Here is a 15,234-nt window from a genome sequence, read left to right as displayed (position 1 = left end):
CCAGCCATGCTCTACACCCCTCCCCCGATCGATCCCAAGGCGCCGCCGGTGCGCATCAATCTGCTCTCGGACACGCAGACCAGGCCAACGGCTGCGATGCGCGAGGCGATGGCGCGGGCGGAGGTCGGCGACGAGCAGGTCGGCGACGATCCGACCGTCAATGCGCTGTGCGAACGCGTTGCGGATCTGCTCGGCAAGGAAGCCGCCGTCTACATGCCCTCGGGCACGATGTGCAACGTCACCGCGACGCTGGTGCATTGCCGCCCCGGCGACGAGATCCTCGCGCATGAGACCGCGCACATCATCGCGCGCGAAGGCGGCGCGCACGCGGCGATCGGCGGCTTCCAAGTGACGCAGCTCAAGGGCCCCGATGGCCAGTTCACGCCGGAGACTCTTCGCAAGGCACTGCATCCGCGCACGCGTTACCAGCCGCCGCAGACCGTCGTCAGCGTCGAGCAGACCGCCAATATCGGTGGCGGCACGATCTGGAAGAAGGCGGCGCTCGACGAGATCGTCGCGATCGCCAGGCAGCACCGCCTCGTCACCCATATGGACGGCGCGCGCCTGCTCAACGCCACCGTGGCGAGCGGCATCACGCCGCGCGACATGACCGCGGGATGGGATTCGGCGTGGATCGACTTCTCGAAGGGCTTGGGTGCGCCGATCGGCGGCGTGCTCGCTGGCACGCGCGCCTTCATCGATGCGGTGTGGCAGTGGAAGCAACGCCTCGGCGGCTCGATGCGGCAGGCCGGGGTCTGCGCGGCCGCGTGCATCTACGCGCTCGATCATCACGTCGAGCGCCTGGCCGACGACCACGCCAATGCGCGGGCGCTCGCCCGCGGACTGTCGCAGATCGCAGGCATCGAGGTGCAGGAGCCCGAGACCAATCTCGTCTTCTTCAAGCCGGACGGCGCCGGCATTCCCGGCGACAAGATGGTCACCGCGCTCCGCCAGCGCGGCGTGACGCTCGCGATGATGGACGGCCGCATCCGCGCCTGCACCCATCTCGACGTCAATGCGAGCCAGATCGAGGAGACGATCGGATACGTCCGCGAGATCGTGCGCGGGGCATAAGTCCCGTAGCCCGGGTGAGCGGAGCGATACCCGGGACTTCACTCACGGAGACCCGGATGTCGCTTCGCTCATCCGGGCTACAAGAACGAAATTGCGCTCACCGTCCCATCGCCCGATAGATCAGCGTCTTCAGCTCGAGTTGAATCCGGCCGCGCTGCGAGGGCGTCTGCACCATGAAGATCCCGAACAGATCGTCTTCGGGATCGATGAAGAAGAACGTGCCGCCGACGCCGTCCCAGCGATATTCGCCAAGCGGCCACGAGGTGCCTGGCGGCACAGAGGTGCGCACGGCGAAGCCGAGGCCGAAGCCGGAGCTTGCGCCCGGATAATAGTCTGGTCGCGTGCGATTGCAGTCTCGGGGCCGATATGATCCGACGCCATCAGCGCAACCGTCTCGGCTTTGAGATAGCGCCGGCCTTCAAAGGTGCCGCCATTCAGCAGCATCTGCGCGAAGCGGGCATAGTCGCCGACCGTGCCGATCATGCCGGCGCCACCTGATTCCGATGTCGCGGGCTTCCTGATGTCGCGGACATCAGTCGTCGGGCTGATCTTGCGGTCTTCCGGCATCGGTTCGGCGATACGTGCAAACCTGGCGGGATCGGCAACGTAAAATGCGGTCTCGGTCATGCCGAGCGGATCGAGCAGCCGCTCCTTCTCGAACTGGAGCAGCGTCCTGCCCGAGATCACCTCGACGACGCGGCCGAGCACGTCGGTGGCAAAGCCGTAATCCCACACCGTGCCTGGCTGCTCGGCGAGCGGCAGCGTGGTGATCTTCGCGACGAGCTCGGCGTTGGAAAGATCGCTGTTGAAGAGGTCGGCCGCAGCATGGAGCTCGCGCACCAGCCCACCACCGTAAAAGCCGTAAGGCAGCCCCGCGGTGTGGCGCAAGAGGTCCTTGATCGTGACCGGACGTTGCTGCGGCTCCAGCGTCAGCGAAACCTTGCCGTCCCCTGCTTTCCTCTCGACGCCGACCTTCATGTCGGCGAAGGCCGGAATGTATTTGGACACGGGATCGTCGAGCGAAAGCCTGCCTTCTTCGACCAGCATCATCGCCACGACTGATGTGATCGGCTTCGACATCGAATAGAGACGGAAGATCGTATCCGCGCTCATCGAAAGTTCGCTGGTGGCATCGCGAACACCGAAATTCTCGTAGTAGACCGGCTTGCCGTGTTGCTGGAGCAGCAGGATCGCACCGGGGATCCTGCCCGTCGCGACCTCGTTCCGGATGTAGTCGGAAACCCTTGCCAAGCCTTCCGTGGAGAGCGCGCGGGCAGCGCGTCCCTCGGAGCCGGCCTTCGCGCCGACGACCCCGACGAGAAGAACGAGCGCCGCGATGAACGCGCGGCGCCCAAGCATGTCATTTCTCCATGGCTTCATAAACCAACTGCTTCAATGTTCGCTGCACGCGCCGGCGCTCGGTCGGGGTCTGCCTCAGGAGGACGAAGAACCTATCCTGCTTGGGGTCGATCACGAAATAGCACTGCCGATCTTGCCGGGGCCGCCGTGTCGCGCAAGCGCCTCGGCGTGGAGTTTGGCGCCAGGCTCGGAGAAGCAGCAGAACACCACGCGAGCAAGGGACGGCGCAGCGGCGAGCCCATCGACCGCCGTGCGCACGGCGATATCGGCCGCCCGGTCGGCAGGAAAGCGATAAATGCCGGTCGAGATCGCGGGGAATGCCACCGAGGTCAGCTTGTGCCTGTCGCACAGCTCCATCGATCGGCGATAACAGGAGGCGAGCAGATCGTCCTCGCCGAGCGCGCCGCCATTCCATACTGGACCGACGGTGTGGATCACATGCGCGGCCTTGAGCCGATAGCCCCTGGTGATCTTCGCGTCACCCGTCTTGCAGCCGTGGAGCATGCGGCATTCGGCGACGAGCTCGGGTCCGGCCGCCCGATGGATCGCACCGTCTACGCCGCCCCCGCCGAGAAGCGACGTGTTGGCAGCGTTGACGATGGCGTCAACGCCGAGTGTCGTGATGTCGGCAACGATGACCTCAAGCTCGGCGCTGCCAATCCGGCGCGTCAGCGGGGTCACGTGTCAGGCCGCGACGACGACGCCCTTTTCGGAGAAGAGCTGCTGCAATTCGCCGGCCTGGAACATCTCGCGGACGATGTCGCAGCCACCGATGAACTCACCCTTCACATAGAGCTGCGGGATGGTCGGCCAGTTCGAATACTCCTTGATGCCGTTGCGCAGCTCGGCGGATTCGAGGACGTTGAGGCCCTTATAGCCGACCCCGATATGGTCGAGGATCTGGACGACCTGCCCGGAGAAACCGCACTGCGGAAATTGCGGCGTACCCTTCATAAACAGAACCACGTCGTTCGACTTCACTTCGTTGTCGATGAATTCCGCGATGCTCATATCCGTGTCCTTCTGGGGCAGAGCCCTCACCAATTGCTTCGGGCCGGCTCGGCCGATTTAACCCGATACCCGCCCATATATGTAGCCCAAACCGTTGTGCATCCAAAGTAAAATGGCGGCGACGGGCCCCTGGCGACCGTGCCGAGCCCAACAGGTCCATAGGCTGATGACATCAATATCATCGTCGGAGAGGACTTTCATACCGTGACGGAGCCCCTATCTAGGACGAACCCTGGTCATGGAACCGGGTCGCGCGAACAACGTTCTCTTGTCCTGTCTGGAGAAAAACGTGACGAAACAAGCCTCAGCCACGGCCGCCACCCAGCTTTCGTCACCGTCCTCCCACCCGGACGACCTCGCCCAGCGGCTGGAAGCGGCATTTTTCACCGTCCGCAATGAGACCGAACGGCGGGCAGCGCCGCTGTCACCAGAGGACCAGCAGATCCAGTCGATGCCCGATGCCAGCCCGACCAAATGGCACCGGGCCCATACCACCTGGTTCTGGGAGCAATTCCTGCTCGGCGAGCATGCTGTGGGCTACCGGCTCTTCCACCCCGATTTCGCGTTCCTGTTCAATTCCTATTACGTCAGCGCCGGCCCGCGACATGCCCGCAATCATCGCGGCGACATCACCCGTCCCAGCGCCGACGAGGTCGGCGCCTATCGCAAATACGTCGATGCTGCCGTCGTCAAATTCTTCCGCGAGGCCGGCGAGGACAAGCTCCGTACAATCGCGCCGCTGGTCGAAGTCGGGCTCAACCACGAGCAGCAGCATCAGGAGCTGATGTTCACCGACATCCTGCATGCCTTTGCGCAGAACCCGATCTACCCGTCCTATGACCCGAACTGGCGCTTCCCGGCCGCAACGCGCAGCGGCGACGACTGGCTGCCCCTCAACGAAGGCATCCACACCGTCGGCCATGTCGACGACGGCTTCCATTTCGACAACGAGAAGCCGGCGCACCGCGCCCTCGTCGGTCCGGTCAAGATCGCCCGCAATCTGGTCACCAATGCCGAGTGGCTCGCCTTCATGCAAGATGGCGGCTACCGGACCGCAACCCTGTGGCTGATGGACGGCTTTGCCGCGGCCAGCAAGGAAGACTGGCAGGCCCCGGGATATTGGCGCGAGGTCGACGGCGCATGGCAAGTGATGACGCTCGCCGGCCTCAAGCCGGTCGACCCGGACGCGCCGGTCTGCCACATCAGCTATTACGAGGCTGACGCGTTCGCGCGCTGGTCCGGAAAACACCTGCCGACCGAGATGGAATGGGAGGTCGCGGCCCGCGCTGGCCAACTCAACGACGCCTTCGGCCTCGTCTGGCAATGGACCCGCAGCTCCTACTCGCCCTACCCCGGCTATCGCGCGATTGAGGGCGCGCTCGGCGAGTACAACGGCAAGTTCATGGTTAACCAATTGGTGCTGCGTGGCTCCTCGCTTGCAACTCCGCAAGGCCACAGCCGTATCACCTATCGCAACTTCTTCTATCCGCACCACCGCTGGCAGTTCACCGGCCTGCGGCTCGCCGATTACGACTAGTTCTCATCCGACGACAAATGCGCGCCGGACAGCGCGTTCAGGAGAGTATCATGAATGTGCACGCCAGCGCTTTGGCCGAAGCCCATCTTCCCGACGAGCAGACCACTGCCTTTGCCCGCGAGGCCATCGAGGACCTCTCGCGGCAGCCGAAAAAGCTGTCGCCGAAATATTTCTATGACGCGACCGGATCGGAGTTGTTCGAGGCGATCACGAAGCTGCCGGAATATTATCCGACGCGCACCGAGCTTGCGATCCTGAAGGAGCGCGGCAGCGAGATCGCAAAGATCATTCCGGAGCATGCGGCGCTGGTCGAGTTCGGCGCCGGCGCGACCACGAAGGTGCGCCTGCTGCTGGGTCATTGCAGGTTCGCCGCCTATGTCCCCGTGGACATCTCCGGCGACTTCCTGAAAGCGCAGGCAAGCGGCCTGAAGCGTGACTTCCCGACGCTCGGCATCTATCCGGTCGCCGCCGACTTTACCACGCCGTTCGAGCTGCCCAAGCAGGTCGCATCGATGCCCAAGGTTGGCTTCTTCCCGGGCTCGACCATCGGAAATTTCGAGCCGCAGGAAGCGCAAGCCTTCCTGAAGAGCGCGCGCAAGATCCTCGGCCGGGGCGCGCAGATGATCATCGGCGCCGATCTCGAGAAGGACGAGCGCGTGCTGTTTGATGCCTATAACGACGCTGCCGGTGTCACCGCGCGCTTCAACCTCAATGTGCTGGTGCGGATCAATCGTGAGCTCGGCGGCAATTTCGATCTGTCCGCCTTCACCCATCGCGCGATCTACAATCGCGAGCGGCATCGCATCGAGATGCATCTGATCAGCAGGAAGAGCCAGACCGTGCGCCTGCTCGGCACCAGCTTCGCGTTCCGCCCGGGCGAGAGCATTCATACCGAGAACAGCTACAAATACAGCCTCGACCGCTTCGCCGCGCTGGCGCAGGGTGCCGGCTGGCGCGTGCGCGAGAGCTGGACGGACGCGGCGAAGATGTTCTCGGTGCATGCGCTGGAGGTTGCGGAGTAAGAGCTTCGGGCGTCAGCGCTCTCCGACCTCCTCCACCTTCGACCCCAGCGATACCGACTCCCACACCGCCACGACGATCATGATCACGGTCGTCGCCACCGACAGCCAGAGCGGTGACAGATCGGCTGCGAACCAGCTCAGCGCCAGCAGCAGGATGATGCCGACGCCGTGCGAGAGCTGGAGGAAGCCGCGGATCGCGTGCTTGAACAGGATGGTGCCGACCAGGAACACCAGGGGACCGCCGATCGTGCTCACGATGGTGCGCACGTCGGAATGGCCGGTCGGATGCTTCAGCACGAGTTCGTCCGAGACCGCGGTCAGGATGATGCCGGCAACGATCGGCATGTGCAGATAGGTGTAGGCGAGCCGCGCCAGGCGGCCGGATTCGGCTGACTTGGAGATCCGTTCGGAGCCGGCCTCCGCTCCCTTGTGGAAATAAATCCACCACATCGCGATGGCGCCGACCAGCGCCGAGACGAAGGCGAGGATATTGCTGGCGCTCCACTCCAGTTCAGCGAAGGTCGCGCCGTTGACGACGATGGCCTCGCCGAGCGCGATGATGACGAACAGCGCGCAGCGCTCGGCCATGTGGCCGCCTTCGACGGCCCAGGCCTCGACCGAGGAAAATCCGAGCTTCGGGACCCAGAACCGTGCCGCCGGCGAGATGTATTCCCAGGTCACCGCCGCGATCCACAGCCATAGCCGTGCATCTCCCTCGGACAAGCCGCCGGCGATCCACAACACTGCGGAGATCGAGAGCCAGGTCAGGATGCGGATCGCGTTGTGCCGTACTGCGGTCCGGTGGCGCGGGGTTGCGAACATCCAGAACGCGGTGCGTCCGACCTGCATGGTCGCATAGGCGATCGCAAACCACAGGCCGCGCTCCTCGAACGCCGTCGGGATCGTGGTCGACAGCACGAGGCCGCCCAGCATCATCGAAAACAGCAGGAGGCGGACCGGCGTCAGCTCGGGATTGAGCCAGTTGGTGACCCAGGTGGTGTAGACCCACACCCACCACACCGCGAGAAACAGCACCGCAACGTGCACCGCGCCAAGCGGCGTGAAATGGTGCAGCAGCGAGTGCGAGATCTGCGTGACGGCAAAAACGAAGACGAGGTCGAAGAACAGCTCGGCATTGGTGACGCGGCTGTGCTGGTTCGGCACGATGACGCGAAACATCGCGCCGCGCGGGTTGTCCGCAGCCATCATCGTCCCCGTGGCGCGATCAGGTCAGGTGCCGGGTACGCCGGTTTGCAGCGCCAGCGCATGCAGCACGCCGCCCATCTGGCCGCGCAGGGACTGATAGACGATCTGGTGCTGCTGGACGCGCGACTTGCCGCGGAAGGATTCCGAGATCACGGTCGCGGCATAATGGTCGCCGTCGCCGGCGAGGTCACGGATGGTCACCTCGGCATCGGGGATCGCCGCCTTGATCATCGCCTCGATATCGTGGGCGTCCATGGGCATTCGGGTCTTGCTCCTTCTGGTCTAAGCGTTCGAATCGCAGCCGGGGTCCCCTCACCGGCGGGCTCAAACTTAGCGTGAACGGGCTTCTAGGTCACGCTTTCCGGCACTATATCCGTGGTCCCACCAGGATAAAGGCACGACAAAGTGCCGCGCGCGGCAGATTGATCGAAAAGGCGTGAAATCATGAAGCTTCCAGGGCCCGACCACCCCATCACCATCACCCCCAATCCCCGGCGCGTCCGCGTGACCGCGGGCGACATCGTCATCGCCGAGACCAGCAAGGCGCTGACCTTGAAGGAGGCCAGATATCCGGCGGTGCAATATGTGCCACGAGAGGACACCAACATGGCCCTGCTGGAGCGCACCGACCGTGTCACCCATTGCCCGTACAAGGGCGACGCGAGCTATTACAGCGTCAAGGCCGACGGCAAGACGCTGGACAACGCGATCTGGACCTATGAGACGCCCTTCCCCGCCATGACCGAGATTTCCGGCCATCTCGCGTTCTATCCGGACAAGGTGAAGATCGAGGAGGTGGGGTAGGTTTGGTGGTGGTCATTCCGGGGCGGTCCTCAGGACCGAACCCGGAATCTCGAGATTCCCCGGTGCGCAATTGCGCACCTGAGGTCTGGTGCTAGCGCACCATCCCGGAATGACAAACGAGAAAGGCTACGCCCTGAAGATCGTGAGCCCCAGGATCAGCAGCACCAGGAAGATCACGACGAACACGTAGAACAGGAAGCGGGCGATGTCGGCGGAGGCGGCCGAGATGCCGGTGAAGCCGAGCACGCCGGCCACGATCGAGACAAGCAGGAAGATCAGCGCCCATTTCAGGATTGTCATCGCCAGCTCCAAACCGCCGCGGCTTCTCGCGGCCCTCATGCCCTTTTTGGCGAACGCTAACTTCGCTGCGCGGAACTGGTTCCTAGTGGCGCCAGGGCTGACTTCCGGCATAGATAGACTGCACTTGCTGAATCGAGTTCCCGGCGGCACAGTCCAGTCGGGATCAGGAACGCGATCGGGGCGGCCACGATGACGATGTCACATTCAGCGACGATCGGCGCAGAGGTGCATGCCGCGCCGAAGAGCAAGGCGCGCAATTTGGCGATCGATCGCGCCCGCACCTTCCTCACTCTGGTGGTGCTGCTGCATCACGCGGTGATCCCCTACACTTATTTCGGTCATACCGATCCGAAGTACTTCCTCGGCTTCGACATGATCGTGCTCGCCACCGACAGCTTCTTCATGGCGATGTTCTTCTTCCTGTCGGGACTGTTCGCCTGGTCTGGCATCGCCCGGAAGGGAGCGCGGAGCTATTTGGCAGATCGCCTGCTTCGGCTTGGCTTACCCTTCGTGATTTGCGCCCTTACCGTCATTCCGCTCGCCTACTACGCGATCTCCCTGCGGCAGCATCCAGAGATCGGCTTTTCGGAATTCTGGTGGAATATGGTCACGAAGGGCCCGTGGCCGAGCGGGCCGATTTGGTTCCTTTGGATCTTGTTCGCCTTCGACCTGGTTGCCTGCCTGCTGCACCGGCTGTCGCCCAATCTGCTCGATCCGATCAATCGCCTCTCGCTACACGGTCGCCGTCGGCCCGCCGTGTTCTTCGCGGTCATGCTAGCCGTCACCGCGGCGTTCTACATTCCCGGGCGGGTTCACTTCGGACCAAACAGTTGGTTCGAGTTCGGGCCGTTCTCGGTCCAGCACGGGCGCGTGATGCTCTACGCGACCTACTTCTTTTTCGGTGCCGGCATCGGCGTTGCGCAAATGGATCGCGGGCTGCTCGCTGTCGACGGCCGCATGGCAAAGGTCAGCTGGGACTGGACGGTACTGGCGATCGTTCCGTATTGCCTCTTGTGGGTGCTGATCTTCATCAAGCGCGAAATACTGGGCAACCCGTCGCCGTTACCGGACTGGTATGAAGCGCTCTATGCCATCTGCTTCACTGTCTTCAGCGTGGCCATCATGTTTCTGATCCTGGCCTTTTTCCAGAGGTTCAAGCAATCAGGCTCAGCCAAGCTGCTCGATCCAATGCAGAGCGACGCGTACGGCATGTTCCTGGTGCACTATCCGATCGCACTGTGGCTGCAATACTGGCTGTTCGACTATGACCTGCCGGCGATCGTCAAGGCCACGATCGGGTTTGTACTGACAGTCGCGGCGAGCTGGGCGCTGACGCGAGCGTTGCGGCAGATCCCGGGCGCGACGAAGGTGCTTTGAGGAAGCGGCACCGGGCTCCTATCGTCATTGCATTGCGAGCGCAGCTTCGCTCCTCGCAATGACGGGGAGATGGCGTCGCTACGCCGCCTTCCCGCCCATATACTCCGGCAGCCAGCGCTCGAACGACTTGCGCAACGTGTCGATCGCAACCGGCGCCTCGCCCGCGATCGTGATCGCGTCGCCGCCGGTGGTGCCGATCCGCACGCAGGGCACCTCGCAGCCGCGCATCTTGGCGAGCACGCGGCCGGCTTCCGCTTCCGGCACGGTGACGAGATAGCGCGCCTGGTCCTCGCCGAACCAGTAGGCCTGCGACACCAGCGCGGTCGGTGCCGCGAGCAGCTTTGCGCCGATGCCGCCCGCCAAGGCCATCTCGGCCAGCGCGATCAGGAGACCGCCGTCGGAGAGGTCGTGCACGGCGGTCGCAGTGCCCGCATGAATCATGCCGCGCACGCAATCACCGTTGCGCTTCTCGGCGGCGAGATCGACCGGCGGCGGTGCGCCCTCCTCGCGGCCGCAAATGTCGCGCAAATAGACGGACTGACCGAGCCAGCCATGGGTCTCGCCGACCAGCAGGATCGCCTCGCCCTTGGCCTTGAAGGCGAGCGAAGCGGATTTGGTGAAATCGTCGAGCAGGCCGACGCCGCCGATCGAGGGCGTCGGCAGGATCGCGCGGCCGTTGGTCTCGTTGTAGAGCGAGACGTTGCCCGAGACGACCGGGAAGTCGAGCGTGCGGCAGGCTTCCGAGATGCCCTTCAGGCAGCCGACGAACTGGCCCATGATCTCGGGCCTTTCAGGATTGCCGAAGTTGAGATTGTCGGTGATCGCGAGCGGCTTGCCGCCGACCGCGGTGATGTTGCGCCAGGCTTCCGCCACCGCCTGCTTGCCGCCCTCGAACGGATCGGCTTCGCAATAGCGCGGCGTGACGTCGACGGTCAGCGCGAGGCCCTTCGGCCCGTCCTGCACGCGCACCACGGCGGCATCGCCGCCGGGACGCTGCATGGTGTTGCCGAGGATGACGTGGTCATACTGCTCCCAGACCCAGCGCTTGCTGCACATGTCCGGCGTGCCGATCAGCTTCTCCAGCGCAGGCCCGAGGCCCATCGGCGCCGGCACGTCGCGGGCGTGCACGATCGGCAGCGCGGCAGAGGGGACATGCGGGCGGTCATAGACCGGCGCCTCGTCGCCGAGCTCCTTGATCGGCAAATCAGCCATGACGTCGCCGCCATGCTTGACCACGAAACGCTTGCTCGGCGTGGTGTAGCCGACCACCGCGAAGTCGAGGCCCCACTTCGTGAAGATCGCCTCGGCTTCTTGCTCCTTCTCGGGCTTGAGCACCATGAGCATGCGCTCCTGGCTCTCCGAGAGCATCATCTCGTAGGCGCTCATGCCGGTCTCGCGGGTCGGCACCGCGTCGAGATCGAGGTCGACGCCGAGATCGCCCTTGGCGCCCATCTCCACCGCCGAGCAGGTCAGGCCCGCCGCGCCCATGTCCTGGATCGCGATGACGCAGCCCTTCTCCATGATCTCGAGACAGGCTTCCAGCAGCAGCTTCTCGGCGAAGGGATCGCCGACCTGCACGGTCGGACGCTTCTCCTCGGACTTGTCGTCGAACTCGGCCGAGGCCATCGACGCGCCATGGATGCCGTCGCGGCCGGTCTTGGAGCCGAGATAGACGATCGGCATGTTCACGCCGGAGGCGGCCGCATAGAAGATCTTGTCGGCATCGGCGAGGCCCACCGCCATTGCGTTGACCAGAATGTTGCCGTCGTAGCGGGTGTGGAAGCGCACCTGGCCGCCCACCGTCGGCACGCCGAAGGAATTGCCGTAGCCGCCGACGCCCGCCACGACGCCGGAGACGAGATGCCGCGTCTTCGGGTGCTCGGGCGCGCCGAAGCTGAGCGCATTGAGGCAGGCGATCGGGCGCGCGCCCATCGTGAAGACGTCACGCAAGATGCCGCCGACGCCGGTGGTCGCGCCCTGATACGGCTCGATATAGCTCGGGTGGTTGTGGCTCTCCATCTTGAAGACCACGGCCTGGCCGTCGCCGATGTCGATCACACCGGCGTTCTCGCCGGGGCCCTGGATCACCCAGGGCGCCTTGGTCGGCAGGCCGCGCAAATGGATGCGCGAGGACTTGTACGAGCAGTGCTCGTTCCACATCGCCGAGAAGATGCCGAGCTCGGTGAAGGTCGGCTCCCGCCCGATCAGCTTCAGGATGCGCTCGTACTCGTCGGGCTTGAGCCCGTGGGCGGCAACCAGTTCGGGAGTGATCTTGGGTTCATTCTTCATGGATTCGGGGCTTTCGGCGGCGGTTGGCCGTTCTTAGGAACATCAGGGGCTCACGAAAAGCCCTTTATGGCGCATTTTCCCGCTGTCCCACGTTTTGCGCCGGGGCGCCTGCGGGAACAGGAATTGCGCGGCGCGGACAGATCGGATTTAAGGGCTAAAGACCCGCAATTGAAGGCCTATTTCCTTGCACGAATTGACCAAAGCGCCCCCGCCCCGCCGCCCCGACCTCCATGTCGCGACTGAGGGAGAATTCAAAGGCTGGCGGACCTGGATCCGGGACAGTTTTGAGTCCCATGTCGGCCCCTTCTGGCACCGGATCGAGGCGGATGGCAGCGTCCGAAGCGCCTTCCGGGTCGAGAAGAAGCACCTCAACGGCTCCGGCAACGTCCATGGCGGCTGCTACATGGCCTTTGCCGACTACTCCCTGTTTGCGATCGCCACCCATGTCCTGGACAGCCGGGCGGTAACGACCAACTTCGCCTGCGAATTCCTCGATGCGGCACGCGAAGGCGAGCTGATCGAATGCACTGGCGAGGTCAGCCGCGCCGGCGGCTCGCTGATCTTCCTGCGCGGCAAGATGATGTCCGGCGAGCGGCTGCTGCTCACTTTTTCCGGCACGATCAAGCGGATGAAGCGGAAGGCGCCACCTCAGCCAAACGCATAGCTCGGCGCCTTCCCTTTTCGGGCCCCCTCGCCCACAGTCGGGCCAAGCGCTTATGCGCCGGGGAGCAAGAACAAGGTGCCGCAGAGCACATCGGAGGCGGGTCGCACGACGGCATCTGCGTCAACGCCGTTGCCGTCCATGGTCGCCACCGGCGTGCGGAGCTGGCGCGACTATGCGCTGCTGCTCGCGCTCGCCTGCTGCTGGAGCTCGACCTATCCGCTGGCCAAGCTGGCGCTTCCGACGATCCCGCCCATCACCTTCATCTCGGCGCGCTCGCTGATTGCGGCCGCCTTCCTGTTCGCGATCCTGTGGATGCGCGGCGTCAAGGTCCCGACCGACGCAAAAGCCTGGAAGCTGTTCGCGACCCAGCAATTGATCAACTCGACCTTCCCGTTCCTGATCATCACCTGGTCGCAGCAATATGTGCCGGCGTCGAACACCGTGGTGCTGGCCTCGACCACGCCGATCTTCGCCTTCCTGATCACCTCGCTGATCACGCGGCACGAGCCGGCGACGCTGCTCAAGCTCGTCGGCGCGATTCTCGGGCTTGCCGGCACGATACTCATCGTCGGCCTCGATGCGCTGCGCGGGCTCAGTAGCGAGATCGTGGCGGAGATCGCGATCCTGCTCGCCACCATCTCCTTTGCCTGCGCGACGATCTTCGGCTTGCGGCTCTCCGAGTACGACCCGATGGTGGTGGCGGCCGGCTCGCTGCTGTTCGGCGGCCTCGTGCTGCTGCCGCCCTCGCTGCTCATCGACCAGCCCTGGACGCTGCATCCGACGCCGACCGCGATCATCGCCACCATCGTCATGGGCATCGTCTCGAGCGCGCTCGGCTTGATGCTGTTCTACGTCTGCCTCGGCCGGCTCGGCACGCTGACCACGAACGCGCAGGGGTACTTGCGCATCCCGATCGGCGTCGGTCTTTCAGTGCTGCTGCTCGGCGAGAGCGTGCCGTCGAACCTGGCGTTGGGCCTGCTGCTGGTGATGGCCGGCGTCGCCGCGATGACGGTGCCGGCGGAGAAGTTCAAGCTGCACTAGGCCGATTGCGCGGGCTTTGAGCCCTAGCGCGGGCATAGCTCGATTGACACACGCTGGACGAATATGAGGTAGTCGGACGCAAGCCTGTCGTGATGCATCCCACCCTCAGGGCCAGCATGGAAAGTCGTTCACCGGACGCCATTGGCGATTCAAAGGCCGATCGCGCGCCCAGCCTCTGGTGGTTTGCGCTCGCGCTCTTCCCGCACGTTGTATCCCAACTGATGCGACTGCATCAGCATAGTGCCGCGGGTTGGCTCATCTGGGACTATGCCGGCCGAATCGCCGCTCTGGTCATCCTTGCGGCGATTCCGGCAGCACGCGCTATCGCCTATCGCAGGGAGAAACGCCGGATCTCTCTACTTGAAATCGGGGTCTGGATTGCAGGGTTAGTGCTGCTGGACCGGTTGGGTCAGTGGCCGCAACGTCTCATCAATGCAACATTTCCAGCGACCATCGTCGGCGAGTATCCGCACCCAACCGGCTGGCTCAACGTCTTCGATCTTGTCGTTGGCCTGGTACTGGTCGCGGCCAGCGAAGAGATCATCTTCAGGCGGTTGCTTCGGAACGCCGCCCGACCTTACCTGGGTGACGGCGCCTTTGCCATTCTCATCACGTCTCTCATGTTCGGTGCCTATCATTGGTGGTCCGGGGTCGGGAACATCCTGCTCGCCACAATATTCGGCATCCTTTTCATGGCGATGTATCGGCGGTCAGGCGCCCTTTGGCCGGTCTTGCTCGCGCATTACCTCGTTGACCTGGTCGCGTTTGCCGGAATTTGGCGCTGGTTCTAAAGCGCGAAGGCAACTAGCGCGACGCCGACAATTGCTTCTCGGCGATGTTGAGCCACTCGTCCTGCGCCTTGCGCAGATATTTCGGCGCGCGGCGCATCTGGATCAGGAGCTCGTTGAAGACCATGCGCGCCTCCGCGGTACGCCCGACCGTCTGCAGCAGCATGCCGTAGCGCACGCGTGCTTCGGCGCCGGGGAAATAGCCGGCGAGAGCGTGATATTCCTCCAGGGCCTCGTCGAGACGACCGACCTCGGCCAGCGCACGGGCGTAGAGCAGATGCGCATCGGCGGAGTCGAAGTCCGGCCATTGCTTCTGGAGATCGTCCAGCGTCGCCAGCGCGTCGGCCGGACGCTTGGCGGAAAACTCGGTCTGCGCCTTACGAAACGCATAGGCGGGATCGTGGCCCATGGGCAGCTTCAGGATGTGATCATAATGCGCTTCCGCTTCGGCGAACCGGCCGATATTGGCGCACTCCTCCGCCAGCGCGGCGCGGTTGGCGATGGTATCGGTGCCGGCGAGGCGATCGGACAGCTCACGATAGCGCTTCTCCGGATCGAGGCGATTGGCGACACGCTGCCGCGCCTGCCTGGCACCGGGGCTGGAAAACCATTCGGGAATGAGCTCGACCGCGATATAGGCGAGCGCGCCCATCATCGGCACCAGCAGGATGATGAAGGCCCAGGGCCGCAGCCGCCCGGTCCGCGAGGCATGGTAGATCAGCGTGAGATCGAGCAGCAGAACGACCAGGGCAACGGGCATGT

The 15,234-nt window shown here is 64.1% G+C and carries 15 protein-coding genes and 1 pseudogene; 8 read left to right on the top strand and 8 right to left on the bottom strand.

Annotation, left to right across the window (positions count from 1 at the left end; genetic code table 11):
- Window positions 1-6 precede the first annotated feature (6 nt).
- Window positions 7-1,074: a threonine aldolase family protein gene (locus CVM73_RS06845; RefSeq protein WP_100231251.1), complete on the top strand. Its 1,068-nt coding sequence runs from the start codon at window positions 7-9 to the stop codon at window positions 1,072-1,074.
- Window positions 1,075-1,171: 97 nt separating this feature from the next.
- Here the strand turns inward: CVM73_RS06845 and CVM73_RS06840 are convergent.
- From CVM73_RS06840 to grxD, 3 genes and pseudogenes are all read right to left on the bottom strand, one after another.
- Window positions 1,172-2,433, bottom strand: a pseudogene (locus tag CVM73_RS06840) (serine hydrolase domain-containing protein).
- A gap of 111 nt (window positions 2,434-2,544) precedes the next feature.
- Window positions 2,545-3,114: an O-acetyl-ADP-ribose deacetylase gene (locus CVM73_RS06835; protein ID WP_100231250.1), complete on the bottom strand. Its 570-nt coding sequence runs from the start codon at window positions 3,112-3,114 to the stop codon at window positions 2,545-2,547.
- 3 nt (window positions 3,115-3,117) lie between these two features.
- Window positions 3,118-3,444 carry a Grx4 family monothiol glutaredoxin gene (gene grxD / locus CVM73_RS06830; RefSeq protein WP_018647423.1) on the bottom strand — a complete coding sequence of 109 codons (327 nt, stop codon included), beginning with the start codon at window positions 3,442-3,444 and terminating at the stop codon, window positions 3,118-3,120.
- A 238-nt stretch (window positions 3,445-3,682) separates the two neighbouring features.
- On the opposite strand from grxD, the gene egtB reads away from it, so the two are divergent.
- Together egtB and egtD are read left to right on the top strand one after the other, a co-directional pair.
- Window positions 3,683-4,981: an ergothioneine biosynthesis protein EgtB gene (gene egtB, locus CVM73_RS06825; RefSeq protein WP_167406679.1), complete on the top strand. Its 1,299-nt coding sequence runs from the start codon at window positions 3,683-3,685 to the stop codon at window positions 4,979-4,981.
- A 50-nt stretch (window positions 4,982-5,031) separates the two neighbouring features.
- Window positions 5,032-6,003, top strand: coding sequence for an L-histidine N(alpha)-methyltransferase (gene egtD, locus CVM73_RS06820; protein ID WP_167406678.1), 972 nt, complete (start codon window positions 5,032-5,034; stop codon window positions 6,001-6,003).
- Window positions 6,004-6,015: 12 nt separating this feature from the next.
- Here egtD and CVM73_RS06815 read toward each other — a convergent pair whose 3' ends face one another.
- Together CVM73_RS06815 and CVM73_RS06810 are read right to left on the bottom strand one after the other, a co-directional pair.
- Window positions 6,016-7,209, bottom strand: a complete 1,194-nt coding sequence (locus CVM73_RS06815; protein ID WP_167406677.1) for a low temperature requirement protein A — start codon at window positions 7,207-7,209, stop codon at window positions 6,016-6,018.
- Window positions 7,210-7,233: 24 nt separating this feature from the next.
- The gene (locus tag CVM73_RS06810; protein ID WP_011088461.1) at window positions 7,234-7,470 is read right to left on the bottom strand and encodes a BolA family protein; all 237 of its coding nucleotides are present in this window, start codon (window positions 7,468-7,470) and stop codon (window positions 7,234-7,236) included.
- A 183-nt stretch (window positions 7,471-7,653) separates the two neighbouring features.
- On the opposite strand from CVM73_RS06810, the gene CVM73_RS06805 reads away from it, so the two are divergent.
- Entirely contained in the window at window positions 7,654-8,013 is a 360-nt protein-coding gene (locus CVM73_RS06805; RefSeq protein ID WP_100231247.1) for a DUF427 domain-containing protein, read from the top strand.
- A gap of 126 nt (window positions 8,014-8,139) precedes the next feature.
- Here the strand turns inward: CVM73_RS06805 and CVM73_RS06800 are convergent, their stop codons facing one another.
- A complete protein-coding gene (locus tag CVM73_RS06800) occupies window positions 8,140-8,313 on the bottom strand; it encodes a DUF1328 domain-containing protein (protein WP_007612121.1) in 174 nt (57 codons plus the stop codon).
- Between the two features lie 189 nt (window positions 8,314-8,502).
- On the opposite strand from CVM73_RS06800, the gene CVM73_RS06795 reads away from it, so the two are divergent.
- Complete coding sequence (locus tag CVM73_RS06795) at window positions 8,503-9,690, top strand: acyltransferase family protein (RefSeq protein WP_100231246.1); 1,188 nt, start codon at window positions 8,503-8,505, stop codon at window positions 9,688-9,690.
- A gap of 78 nt (window positions 9,691-9,768) precedes the next feature.
- Here CVM73_RS06795 and purL read toward each other — a convergent pair whose 3' ends face one another.
- Window positions 9,769-11,979 carry a phosphoribosylformylglycinamidine synthase subunit PurL gene (purL, locus tag CVM73_RS06790; RefSeq protein WP_100231245.1) on the bottom strand — a complete coding sequence of 737 codons (2,211 nt, stop codon included), beginning with the start codon at window positions 11,977-11,979 and terminating at the stop codon, window positions 9,769-9,771.
- 184 nt (window positions 11,980-12,163) lie between these two features.
- Between purL and CVM73_RS06785 the strand changes: the two genes are divergently transcribed.
- From CVM73_RS06785 to CVM73_RS06775, 3 genes are all read left to right on the top strand, one after another.
- Window positions 12,164-12,643 carry a PaaI family thioesterase gene (locus CVM73_RS06785; protein WP_167406676.1) on the top strand — a complete coding sequence of 160 codons (480 nt, stop codon included), beginning with the start codon at window positions 12,164-12,166 and terminating at the stop codon, window positions 12,641-12,643.
- A 75-nt stretch (window positions 12,644-12,718) separates the two neighbouring features.
- Complete coding sequence (locus tag CVM73_RS06780; RefSeq protein ID WP_100231244.1) at window positions 12,719-13,684, top strand: DMT family transporter; 966 nt, start codon at window positions 12,719-12,721, stop codon at window positions 13,682-13,684.
- Between the two features lie 116 nt (window positions 13,685-13,800).
- On the top strand, window positions 13,801-14,475 hold the full coding sequence (locus CVM73_RS06775; protein WP_100231443.1) for a CPBP family intramembrane glutamic endopeptidase: 675 nt from the start codon (window positions 13,801-13,803) through the stop codon (window positions 14,473-14,475).
- 13 nt (window positions 14,476-14,488) lie between these two features.
- Here CVM73_RS06775 and CVM73_RS06770 read toward each other — a convergent pair whose 3' ends face one another.
- Complete coding sequence (locus CVM73_RS06770) at window positions 14,489-15,232, bottom strand: tetratricopeptide repeat protein (RefSeq protein WP_100231243.1); 744 nt, start codon at window positions 15,230-15,232, stop codon at window positions 14,489-14,491.
- Between the last annotated feature and the right edge of the window lie 2 nt (window positions 15,233-15,234).

It is taken from the genome of Bradyrhizobium forestalis (assembly GCF_002795245.1).
Lineage (GTDB): Bacteria > Pseudomonadota > Alphaproteobacteria > Rhizobiales > Xanthobacteraceae > Bradyrhizobium > Bradyrhizobium forestalis.
The sequence above is the reverse complement of the archived record's forward strand: the minus strand, read 5'-3'. Positions and strand labels throughout refer to the sequence as shown.

Excerpts from the sequence above, each read along its gene's own strand:
- CVM73_RS06845 (WP_100231251.1), top strand. The coding sequence starts at position 7 with ATGCTCTACACCCCTCCCCCGATCGATCCCAAGGCGCCGCCGGTGCGC.
- grxD (WP_018647423.1), bottom strand. The coding sequence starts at position 3,444 with ATGAGCATCGCGGAATTCATCGACAACGAAGTGAAGTCGAACGACGTG.
- egtB (WP_167406679.1), top strand. The coding sequence starts at position 3,683 with ATGGAACCGGGTCGCGCGAACAACGTTCTCTTGTCCTGTCTGGAGAAA.
- egtD (WP_167406678.1), top strand. The coding sequence starts at position 5,032 with ATGAATGTGCACGCCAGCGCTTTGGCCGAAGCCCATCTTCCCGACGAG.
- CVM73_RS06815 (WP_167406677.1), bottom strand. The coding sequence starts at position 7,209 with ATGGCTGCGGACAACCCGCGCGGCGCGATGTTTCGCGTCATCGTGCCG.
- CVM73_RS06810 (WP_011088461.1), bottom strand. The coding sequence starts at position 7,470 with ATGCCCATGGACGCCCACGATATCGAGGCGATGATCAAGGCGGCGATC.
- CVM73_RS06805 (WP_100231247.1), top strand. The coding sequence starts at position 7,654 with ATGAAGCTTCCAGGGCCCGACCACCCCATCACCATCACCCCCAATCCC.
- CVM73_RS06800 (WP_007612121.1), bottom strand. The coding sequence starts at position 8,313 with ATGACAATCCTGAAATGGGCGCTGATCTTCCTGCTTGTCTCGATCGTG.
- CVM73_RS06795 (WP_100231246.1), top strand. The coding sequence starts at position 8,503 with ATGACGATGTCACATTCAGCGACGATCGGCGCAGAGGTGCATGCCGCG.
- purL (WP_100231245.1), bottom strand. The coding sequence starts at position 11,979 with ATGAAGAATGAACCCAAGATCACTCCCGAACTGGTTGCCGCCCACGGG.
- CVM73_RS06775 (WP_100231443.1), top strand. The coding sequence starts at position 13,801 with ATGGAAAGTCGTTCACCGGACGCCATTGGCGATTCAAAGGCCGATCGC.
- CVM73_RS06770 (WP_100231243.1), bottom strand. The coding sequence starts at position 15,232 with ATGCCCGTTGCCCTGGTCGTTCTGCTGCTCGATCTCACGCTGATCTAC.